This is a genomic window from Rhizobium sp. UFLA01-1127 (assembly GCF_059803845.1).
On the sequence record NZ_JAUQTZ010000185.1, the window covers coordinates 1 to 10,151 of the forward strand.

Genomic DNA, 10,151 nt, shown 5'->3' on the forward strand with positions numbered 1-10,151 from the left:
GGCGTTGTCGGTTTTCTGGTCGCGCGCGCCTTTCGGCGGGTTCAGTTGGAGAGCTCGAAAGTCGTGCTCCTCTGTCGTACTCAAGTGTTTTATTCTTGTTTTTTGGTAACGATACCACTCATTCAGCAGCGATGGAGCGTCTTTTACATGTACCCGCGATCGCGATAGTATTTCTCCGCCCCTGGATGCAGCGGCACGTAGGTGTCCTTCCACATCTGTGATAGATCAACCGGGCCTGTCAGGCCCTGCTCCGGAAGAAATATCGACTCGATCTGGCGTTTCTGCTGATCGATACCCCGTATGGTGGCGTATGCAATTTCGTCGGGGAGATCCTCGCGGCAGAATAATATATGTCCGGAGAAGTCCACGGTTGGCACATCGGCATCGACGCCACGCAGAGAGTTCTTCGGCATAATAGCCCGGCGGATCCCGTGCTTGCGCTCCATCCGGTCCAGTACGTCTTCGTCGATCGGCAGGAAGGTCAGATCGACGGTGTCAGCGATGTCCTTCCAAGGCCTGGTCATGAGCGCTTCATCAAACACTGCATTCAGGGCTCCGCTGCGCATGCCAGAGACGCGATCCAGCCGGCCTTCCGGCACTCTCTCCATGAGATTGGGCTGCCGGTCACCGAACACCACCGAGCCGCCCCAGGATTCTATCTCCTCGATAGACATGCCGTACGCTGCCAGCACGATGTCGAGCACCCAGCCGGTCGGATGACGAAGATGCGTTGGCGCGGTCGAAATCCTGAGCGGAATTTTTTGCTCCTTGATCTGCCTGATTGAGCTTATGCCCAGATCCTTGCGCACGGCGAACGCAAACTGATCAAAATGCGGGAACACGCCTATGGCCATCACGCGCAGAGGCCGCTCTCCGAAGCCATTCGTGCCACGACCCGTCCTGGCGGTTTCGACCAGCCAGGAAGGAGAGGTCAGAGCCATGTGATAGCGACCGCTGTCGACGAGTTCCGGCCCTACAATGCAGGCCTCGCCCGGATGCATGTTGTGCACCGATACCGTCGTGCCCTCAGGAAGGTCGCCAAAGTATCCGGTCAACCCCTGGCCGATCATACTCCCATATTTCGAAAAGTTTGCGCCGGCGGCCAGGATCTTGATCTCCGTGGCGGCCCCATTTTCGGTTGTCATGCTTCGCTCTCCTCCCAGGACGAACTTGCGTCCAAACCCGGCAGACTGCCTGCGCACGCCAAGTTTCATCTTCATCAATTACGCAGCATTATGCGCATATTGCTGACGTTTGCAAGAGGGTTCCACCACTGGGATCGAACGTCGCGGCGGCAATCGACGTAAAAACTCTCAAGCTGCAGAATGGAGACGGGAGTTGCGGCCTCTCCGTTCCGGATAGTGCTCTTTCGTTTTCAAGGGGACGAATTCCAGGAGCCTTTCGTGCTGGCGCCCTCCGCTCTTGCTCGCTTGCAAAAAGATGAAGGGGCGTTTTTAGCGCCATTCATCAATATTGGTTGAAGAAGCCAAAATCGTACGCGAAAAAGGCCACCACGCGCACCCTGATCGTTTTACGACGCATAGTTTGGCTGGGATCTCCGATCAATGAGGGGTACATTCGTCCGCATGCCTATCCGTCGGAGGGCTCCGGCAATCTCGAAGAAGCACGAAGGAGTTCAGTCTTGAACGACGCCAATCCTAAGCCGGGAACGGTCGCCTATGTCGGGAAGAACGGCGGCACCCCTGGCCAGATATTCGCACAGTTTGTCGGCTCGCTGGCGACGGATACCGTCCTGACCCCGCGGGAGCGGGAACTGGTTTACATAGGCATACACACGGCGCTCAACCTGGAAAACTCGCTGCGCGCCCATATCCCTCGCGCGCTGCAGGCCGGCGCCACGAAGGAGGAACTAGCTGCCGCCATGATGATCGCCGTCGCCAATGGTGGCGTGAACGGCGCCTTGATCGGGCTGCCGATCCTGTTCGAGGAACATTGATCCGCGACGGCGCCGAACGGAGAATTTCGGTTCGGTGCGAGGATGGAGGCGCGAGACCAGTAGCGAATGGTGAGAACTGGCGCGGTCCACTGGACGATCCATGACTTGATGGGGTTGTGCGGCGTGGCCGGAAGGTCCCATTTCGCAGGGAGCTTTAGATCCGTCCGATACGTTCGCTCGGTTCGATAGCGGATCGGGCCATCCTTCACCATCATGCCAGCTTGTGGACCGGGAGGAGAGCCGATCCTGATTTGGTCAGATTGACTGTCCTTGCTGGTATCGCCGGCTCATAAGTCCGGCGCGGCCGCGTTTGTGTGGTTATCCCTCTGGCGTGCCAAGGAAACCCACGCTTCCGCTGGCGACATCCCTCCCCCTTGAAAGCCAAAACCTCCAGTCACCAGACATCGAGATTGTTAAGCGAATTCCCGACCTGTTCGGCGGCTCTTCGGCTCCGGGCAATTGTCCTACCGACGCGCGTTAGAACGGTCACCGTCGTGACGCAGGATCATCAACGAGACTCTTCTCTCCCCCACTCACCGTTCCTGGATTCGGTCATCAATCCGCGATCGTCAACCGGTGACCAGAGTCAAAACTCAAACAAAGCTCTCGAGTTCCAATGGTGATACGAGCCAAATTTCTGCGCTCCTGACCGCCACTTTGGCAACTTCTGTCATGGATTCCGTGAACACATCGTTCCTGTGCCAAAACAGTGGAGTGAGAACAGGAGAATCGATTTTCACTCGCTACCACTATATTTGACATATGTTATATTTTCGGACATGTATCATTTTGGCCAGGCCCGCCTCCGACAGTTCCACAAAATATGAATGCTGGCGCTGGAGCGTCGGGCCGACGCGGAACGGACACATCCGTTCTCGACAAACCCAGCAAAGAATAAAGCGGAGACAGTAATCGATTCGGCGAGGAATCGGGTCCATCCGCTCAAAGGAGGAAAAAGATGGATGGCGACGGTTTCCCGCTCCGCGGTCTCAGGGTGCTTGAAATCGGACACTTTGTGGCGGCTCCGTTCGCCACGCGCCTTCTGGCCGATCTCGGCGCTGATGTTATCAAGATCGAGCCGCTCACCGGAGATCCTGTGCGTCAATGGGGCGAACAAGTCGACGGCAAGTCGATCTGGTGGTCTTTGCATGGCCGAAACAAGCGGAGCCTGGCCTGCAACCTCAAGGATCCGAGAGCGATCGAACTGATCCTAAGGCTGGTGCGTGAATGTGACGCCGTCGTCGAGAATTTCCGTCCCGGGCAGCTTGTCAGGCTGGGAATTGGTCCAGACGTTCTACGCCGGGAAAGGCCGGATCTGATAATCGCGCATATCTCCGGCTTTGGCCAGACAGGGCCTTATCGGGACCGTGCCGCGTTCGGCGTCATAGGTGAGGCGATCGGCGGCCTCAGGCATCTGACCAATCAAGCGCCGGGCAGTACCGACCTTCCGCCAGTGCGCGTGGGGGTCAGCATTGGCGATTCGCTTGCCGGCCTCTACGCCGCGTTCGGTCTGGTTTCGGCGCTGTGGCAGAGAGATCGCACCGCCGGCGACGCCAAACCGCGTACCATCGACGTCGCTCTCACGGAGAGCGTGCTGAGCCTTATGGAAGGAATGCTTCCTGAGTACGGGAGGCTTGGAAAGGTCCGCCAGCCGACGGGTGGAGGCATCCCGACGGCGGCACCGACCAATGCCTATCCCAGCGCCGACGGAGCGTACGTTCTGATCGCTGCGAACTCCGAACCGCTTTTCGCAAAGCTGATGGGTTTGATAGGGAGGCCGGACCTGATCGGTGTTGCGCGTTTCTCAGGCAATCAGCAACGTGTTCAAAATTCAGTCGAACTCGACGAATTGATTGGTCAATGGTCACGCCGACATGATTCAAAAACGCTCATCGGGTTGCTGACCGGCGAGGATATCCCAAACTCGCGCGTGTACACCGCCGCTGATATCGCTCATGACCCGCAATATCGGGAGCGCGGGATGATTTTGGACGTTTATGACGAGGCATTTGACGGCCCAATTCTGCATCCTGGCGTCGTACCGCGCTTTGGTGACGAACCAAATGCAATCCGGTGGCCGGGACCGGCTATTGGCGCCCACAACGAGGAGATCCTGCGCGGACTGCTCAGCATGGATGACCAGGAAATTTTCGTCCTGCGCGAAAAAGGAGTTATATCATGAGCCAGGACGTAACCTTGATCGAAGTCGGGCCGCGCGACGGTTTCCAGCCGATCACCATGTTCATTCCGACCAGCCACAAGATAGACTATATTCGCCGCCTCTACGAAACAGGCCTCAGGCGCGTGGAGGCTAGTGCGTTTGTGAGCCCCCGCGCTATGCCGCAAATGGCTGACGCGGCCGAAGTCCTGGCGGCGGCACAGGCAATGCCGGATCTTGGCGTGCAGGTCCTGGTTCCAAATCAGCGCTACTGTGAAGAGGCTGTCTCTGCCGGAGCGACTGCCATCGCATTTGTGCTTTCGGTGAGCCCGAAGCACAACATGAACAACGTGCGCAAAACCCCGCGGGAATCCGTGGAAGAATATGCCGGGATTGTGGGGCAACTTCCTCCGTCAATTTCACTTCGCCTGAACCTGGCGACGTCGTTCGACTGTCCGTTCGACGGACCGGTTGCGCCAGACGATGTCATCGGGTTGCTTGACCAACTCGTTCCCATCCGCCCACAGGTCGAGATCGCGCTTTGCGACACTACAGGTCGGACGACGCCCGACAAGGTCGAGGCCCTGTTCGCGCGCGCCATGGCACGTTTCCCGAACGGACCCGGCTGGGTATTCCATGGCCATGACACATATGGCCTCGGGGTCGCAAATGTCCTTGCGGCCTATTCGTCCGGCGTGCGGGCCTTTGACGCGTCGTTCGCCGGACTGGGCGGGTGCCCCTTCGCTCCCGGTGCGACCGGTAATGTCGCGACGGAAGACGTCGTGTGGACCTTCGATAACATGGGCATAGCCACCGGCATCGATCTTGGCCGCCTGCTTGATGTCGCGGAAGACGGCGCCAGGATTGCGGGAGCCACCCCGGGTGGCCGTGTACGCGCAGCACTGCGTGGCAATCGATGCATTGCAGAGGAGCCAACAAAATGACCAGACCCCGCACGCTCTATGAAAAATCTGGGACAATCACGTTGTAGCGGCGCTCGAGAAGGATCCCTGGACGGATTGCCGATTGACGTTGTCTTCATAGGCTCCTTCACAAACAGCCGCATCGAAGATCTGCGAGCGGCGGCAATCGCTCGTGGACGGATGGTTGCATCCGGCGTGAGAGCGCTTGTTGTTCCAGGATCGGGCGACGCCAGGGCCCGAGGTGAAGCCGACGGGCTCGACCGCATCTTCATCGCCGCGGGGTTCGAATGGCGTGACGCCGGCTGTTCGATGTGCGTTGGTCTTAATCCGGACAAGCTGATATCGGGACAGCGCAACGCATTGACTTCAAACCGGAATTTCGAGGGTCGGCACGGGGGTGGCGGGCGAACCCATCTCGTTTCCCCGGCGATGGCCGCCGCAGCGGCGGTCACGGGTTGCCTCACGGACGTGCGGAGACTGGCTATATGACCCGTTTGTTTCAATTACCGCAATCGCGGCTCCACTGGAGCTTGCCGACATCGGCACGGACATGCCGTTTCCCGCAGCCTTCATGAAAACCGTGTCGCGAGACGGTTTGCCCAAGGCCTTGTTCTGCAACGGCCGGGTTGCCGATCCAGAATTTCCTCTGAACAAGGCGCCACGGGATCGAGCCGGCATCATGGTCGCGCTCGACAATTTCGGGTGCGGATCAAGTCGTGAGCACGCCCCGTGGGCTCTGTTGGATTTCGGGATCAGATGCATCATCGCGCCCAGTTTTGCGGAGATTTTTCGAGGAAACTATTTCAAGAACGGCATCTTGCCCGTCGAACTTTGCCGGCAGGATGTGGAGACGCTTCTTTCTGATGTGAGGAACCCCGAAACGGCGGTTCTGACGGTCGATCTGGAAACTGAGACGATCACTCGGGCGGCAGGCGCTCAAATCCGTTTTTCGACCGAACCCCGAAAGCGTTACCGCCTGCTGAATGGTGTCGATGACATTGACCTGTCCTTCACCCACGCCCGGGATATCACATCACATAAAAATGCCGCGGCCAGGGCGTATCCCTGGCTAAGGTCCGCCCCGGCGGAACTCCCCTAAGAAATTGAAATATAATAGCGTCACGACCTTGCCACGTCGGGCACGGTTCGAGCGCAGTGCGGTTTTCACGACGACCGTTTGAGAGCGTCGAATGCGAAGGCGAGGCAATCGGAGCCTAGCCTTCGCATATGGCAGGGAACGAGGGCGCAAAGACGCGCTCGAAACGGATCGCAGCCGGTAGTCATCCAGCAAGCGCCTTGCCGCTTCATGTCGGAGATACCCGAGCCGATTTTGCATCATCAGAAGCAGAGGCGTCTTGGCGTCGATCTTGGCGTCCCGCAAGAGCGCCAGGTGCCTTGATGCGACCTTCTCATTGCGTCGGAGCTTGACCATGCCGGGCGGTCGAGCGGAATGCGCAACTCGCGGAGGCTGCGCACTTGTTCGTCGTCGACATTTATCAGGGATGCGCTTTCAGGTACGCCTCCTCCTCCTCCTCAGTCATCCATGGCTTGTCGGTGATGAAACTGATCGCTTTCGTGTAACCGTCACGCAATTTTATGATCTCCTGATACTCGTCGCTCATCCAGAAGCCCCGGGCGGCTTTTTCGTCGGGGAATTCCAGAATGACGGGGCGAGCCCCTCTCCAGCTTTCGTCTCCCTCCACAAGTTCCGCCCCTTCACCAAACATTCGGTAGGTCGCGCCATATTTCTTCGCCAGAGCTATCGAACGTCTGGGGTAGCCAGACTTTACCAAAGTATCAAAATTATCGATCTTGATGATCAACACCACATAAGCAGGCATAGTCAGTATCCTCCAGTTTTCCACATTGTTCTAACGGCGCATCAGGATGCGCACGCAATCGATTTGTCCTAAATCAATTCTGATCCGGGTTGCCGCTACAGGTCGGGAACCCTCCGTTCCTGCAGCAGCAGCAGTCAGGAAATCTTGTACATGCCACCGTCGACGACTATCGCCTGGCCCGTGATGAACGAGGCATCATCGCTCGTCAGAAATGCAACCGGTCCGGCAATATCGTCGGGATCGGCGAACCGCTTTATTGCCTGCTGCATCCACACCTCCCGCTTGACCTCATCTGGAAGGCCTGCCATGCCGGGTGTATTCGTTATGGCCGGCAGAACTGCGTTGACGGTGATGCCATCGCCGCCAAGGTCGTTTGCAAGTCCGCGGACAAAACCGATGACGCCCATCTTACTCGCCATGTAGTGGCTCAGGCCCTGTTGCGAAACGCCGATGGAATTCGACGAGATGTTTACAAATCGGCCCCAGTTGTTCTTGCGCATGAGCGGCACGAAATGTTTCGCGCTGTGAAAATGTGAATCGAGGTTCACGCGCAGCACTGCATCCCAATCCTGGGCATCCATTTCATCAATATGCTTCACCGGGAGAATCCCGGCGTTGTTAACAACAATGTCGGCTCGCCCAAAGTGACTGAACGTGACTTCGGCCAGTCTTGACCAGTCCGTTGCGAGTGAAACGTCAGCTACGGCACTGATGTGCTCCGTGCCGATCTTTTGCGCCGTTTCCAGGCACTCCGCTCGGTCCACGAGAACAAGTTTCGCACCGTGCTGGGCGAGTTTGATGGCGATCGCCCGACCTATACCTCTCGCCGCGCCGGTCACGACGGCAACTCTGTTTGAATGAGACATTGACATGATTGCTCCTTTCTATGAGCTCGGAAAAAATGAAGGCTGTATCGAGTCCCGCAGCGCCGGATGAGGCTGCAATCTGCCGGAACGATCAGTGATGAAGGCTGCTTCGTCGAAGACGAGGAAGGTGATAAGATCAGCATCATCGTCCGGGCCTTGATGCCGCTTGATGTTTAGCTTTCGTATTTTCACACCTGCAGATATCGCGTCGTTGTTTGTGGCAAATCAAGTTCCCCGCCCTCAACTTCGACGAGCGCTTTCACCTCTTCGAGAGCTCCGAAACCTGCTACGGCGACATCTACGCTGTCACCGACAAGGTTGCAGATAGCCGAGCGACCGAAACAGGCGACGCCACCGGTCACAACCGCAATTCTGCCTACCAAACGACGGTTCATTGTGTGTCCTTACTGACGGTTCACCTGCTGGCGCCTGTGTTGGGGGTGGGCGCGCCTCCGGTCTTGTTTGCCCGTTCGATTACGTGAGGAGCGGCAGAAGATCGTTGATCGACTTCTTGGCATCGCCATAGAACATGCGAGTATTGTCCTTGTAGAATAGCGGGTTTTCGATGCCGGAATAGCCCGTGCCCTGTCCGCGCTTGGAGACGATCACGAGCTTCGACTTCCACACTTCCAGCACGGGCATGCCGGCGATAGGCGAGTTCGGGTCGTCCTGTGCCGCCGGGTTGACGATGTCGTTGGAACCGATGACGATCACGACGTCGGTATTGGGGAAGTCGTCGTTGATCTCGTCCATTTCAAGCACGATGTCGTAAGGCACCTTCGCTTCAGCGAGCAGCACGTTCATATGGCCGGGCAGACGTCCCGCCACCGGGTGGATGGCGAAGCGGACCGTCTTGCCGGCGGCTCTGAGCTTGCGGGTCAGTTCGGAGACGGTTTGCTGCGCTTGCGCCACCGCCATACCATAGCCCGGGACAATGACGACGCCGTCTGCGTCGTTGATCGCCGATGCCACGCCTTCGGCGTCGATCGTCACCTGCTCGCCCTCGATTTCCATCGCTGGACCCGTCGCGCCGCCGAAGCCGCCGAGGATGACCGAGATGAAGGAACGGTTCATCGCCATGCACATGATGTAGGAGAGGATCGCACCTGAGGAACCGACGAGCGCCCCCGTCACGATCAGCAGATCGTTGCCGAGCGTGAAGCCAATGGCGGCGGCTGCCCAGCCGGAATAGCTGTTCAGCATCGAGACGACGACCGGCATGTCGGCGCCGCCGATGCCCATGATCAGGTGGTAGCCGATGAAGAAGGCGAGAGCAGTCATCAGAAGTAACGCCCAGTCGCCACCGCCGAGCAAATAGACGAGCAGAAGGATGAGTGAGTGGGCCGCGGCACCCGCGTTCAGCAGATGTCCGCCCGGCAGCTTCTTCGCATTGCCATCCACCTTGCCGGCAAGCTTGCCGAAGGCAACGACGGAGCCTGTGAAGGTGACCGCGCCGATGAAGACGCCGAGGAAGACCTCGACCTTCATGATCGCCAATTCCACCGGCGTCTTGTGGGCAAGAATGGCGGAAAAGCCCGTCAGCAACGAACGCGCCGTTTCATCGAGCGAGGCGACATGCGCTTCCTCGATATGGGCGTTGAAGCCGATAAAGACGGCGGCAAGGCCGACGAAGGAGTGAAGAGCCGCCACAAGCTGCGGCATCTCGGTCATCTGCACCCGGCTCACCACGAAGTAGCCGAGCAAGGAGCCGCCGGCCAACATGAGGAGCACGACGAGCCATTGCCCGACACCCTTGCTGATCTCAGGGCCGAAGACGGTGGCGATGATGGCAAGGCCCATGCCAACGATGCCATACCAGACGGCGCGCTTGGCGCGTTCCTGGCCGGAAAGACCGCCGAGCGAGAGGATGAACAGAACGGCTGCGGCAACAAAGGCCGCGGAAACGATACCAATGGTCATTTAAACAGATCCCCGCTTGGCTTACGACTTCTGGAACATGGCGAGCATGCGCCGTGTCACGAGGAAACCGCCGACGATGTTGATCGTCGCGATGAGGACGGAAAGCGAGGCCAGGATCACCACCAGCCAGTTGCCGGAGCCGATCTGCAGCAGCGCGCCGATGATGACGATGCCGGAAATCGCATTGGTGACGGCCATCAGCGGCGTGTGCAGCGAGTGACTGACATTCCAGATGACCTGGAAACCGACGAAGCAGGCAAGCACGAAAACGATGAAGTGGCTCATGAAGCTTGCTGGCGCATAAAGGCCGACGAGCAGCAGGATGGCCGTGCCGACAACCAAAAGCCCGACCTGGTTCTTGGTCTGCGCCTTGAACTCGGCATTTTCCTTGGCGTGCTTTTCCTCAGGCGTCAGCTCTTTTGCTTTTTCTTGTCGTTTCTGGGCTGCGATCGCCTGGATCTTCGGCGGTGGCGGCGGATAGGTGAT

At 58.3% G+C, this 10,151-nt stretch carries 10 protein-coding genes and 1 pseudogene; 5 read left to right on the forward strand and 6 right to left on the reverse strand.

Translation table 11 applies throughout. The features are described 5' to 3' along the window. Positions 1-143: 143 nt before the first annotated feature. A complete protein-coding gene (locus tag Q4Q11_RS28950; protein ID WP_498571620.1) occupies positions 144-1,145 on the reverse strand; it encodes a TAXI family TRAP transporter solute-binding subunit in 1,002 nt (333 codons plus the stop codon). 497 nt (positions 1,146-1,642) lie between these two features. On the opposite strand from Q4Q11_RS28950, the gene Q4Q11_RS28955 reads away from it, so the two are divergent. The 5 genes and pseudogenes from Q4Q11_RS28955 to leuD all read left to right on the forward strand — a co-directional run bounded on the left by Q4Q11_RS28955 (position 1,643) and on the right by leuD (position 6,137). Further along, positions 1,643-1,957 (forward strand): carboxymuconolactone decarboxylase family protein, encoded by a 315-nt coding sequence (locus tag Q4Q11_RS28955; RefSeq protein ID WP_414125305.1) that lies wholly within the window; start codon positions 1,643-1,645, stop codon positions 1,955-1,957. A gap of 958 nt (positions 1,958-2,915) precedes the next feature. After that, the gene (locus tag Q4Q11_RS28960; protein WP_498571621.1) at positions 2,916-4,139 is read left to right on the forward strand and encodes a CaiB/BaiF CoA transferase family protein; all 1,224 of its coding nucleotides are present in this window, start codon (positions 2,916-2,918) and stop codon (positions 4,137-4,139) included. Then, positions 4,136-5,059 carry a hydroxymethylglutaryl-CoA lyase gene (locus Q4Q11_RS28965; protein ID WP_498571622.1) on the forward strand — a complete coding sequence of 308 codons (924 nt, stop codon included), beginning with the start codon at positions 4,136-4,138 and terminating at the stop codon, positions 5,057-5,059. The genes Q4Q11_RS28960 and Q4Q11_RS28965 overlap by 4 nt, the downstream gene beginning before the upstream one ends. Before the next feature lie 48 nt (positions 5,060-5,107). Further along, a pseudogene (locus tag Q4Q11_RS28970) lies at positions 5,108-5,527 on the forward strand (aconitase family protein); the annotation flags it as partial. Next, positions 5,436-6,137 (forward strand): 3-isopropylmalate dehydratase small subunit, encoded by a 702-nt coding sequence (gene leuD, locus Q4Q11_RS28975; RefSeq protein ID WP_498571623.1) that lies wholly within the window; start codon positions 5,436-5,438, stop codon positions 6,135-6,137. The pseudogene Q4Q11_RS28970 and the gene leuD, both read left to right, overlap by 92 nt. A gap of 397 nt (positions 6,138-6,534) precedes the next feature. On the opposite strand, the gene Q4Q11_RS28980 is transcribed toward leuD, so the two are convergent. The 5 genes from Q4Q11_RS28980 to Q4Q11_RS29000 form a co-directional block, all read right to left on the reverse strand. Further along, positions 6,535-6,879 carry a DUF1330 domain-containing protein gene (locus Q4Q11_RS28980; protein ID WP_498571624.1) on the reverse strand — a complete coding sequence of 115 codons (345 nt, stop codon included), beginning with the start codon at positions 6,877-6,879 and terminating at the stop codon, positions 6,535-6,537. Positions 6,880-7,013: 134 nt separating this feature from the next. After that, positions 7,014-7,751, reverse strand: coding sequence for an SDR family NAD(P)-dependent oxidoreductase (locus Q4Q11_RS28985; protein WP_414125310.1), 738 nt, complete (start codon positions 7,749-7,751; stop codon positions 7,014-7,016). A 182-nt stretch (positions 7,752-7,933) separates the two neighbouring features. Beyond that, on the reverse strand, positions 7,934-8,140 hold the full coding sequence (locus Q4Q11_RS28990; RefSeq protein WP_498571625.1) for a hypothetical protein: 207 nt from the start codon (positions 8,138-8,140) through the stop codon (positions 7,934-7,936). Between the two features lie 79 nt (positions 8,141-8,219). Continuing rightward, positions 8,220-9,665 (reverse strand): NAD(P)(+) transhydrogenase (Re/Si-specific) subunit beta, encoded by a 1,446-nt coding sequence (locus Q4Q11_RS28995; protein ID WP_498571626.1) that lies wholly within the window; start codon positions 9,663-9,665, stop codon positions 8,220-8,222. A gap of 21 nt (positions 9,666-9,686) precedes the next feature. Continuing rightward, positions 9,687-10,151: proton-translocating transhydrogenase family protein (locus Q4Q11_RS29000; RefSeq protein WP_498571627.1), on the reverse strand; the 465-nt coding region annotated here is incomplete at its 5' end.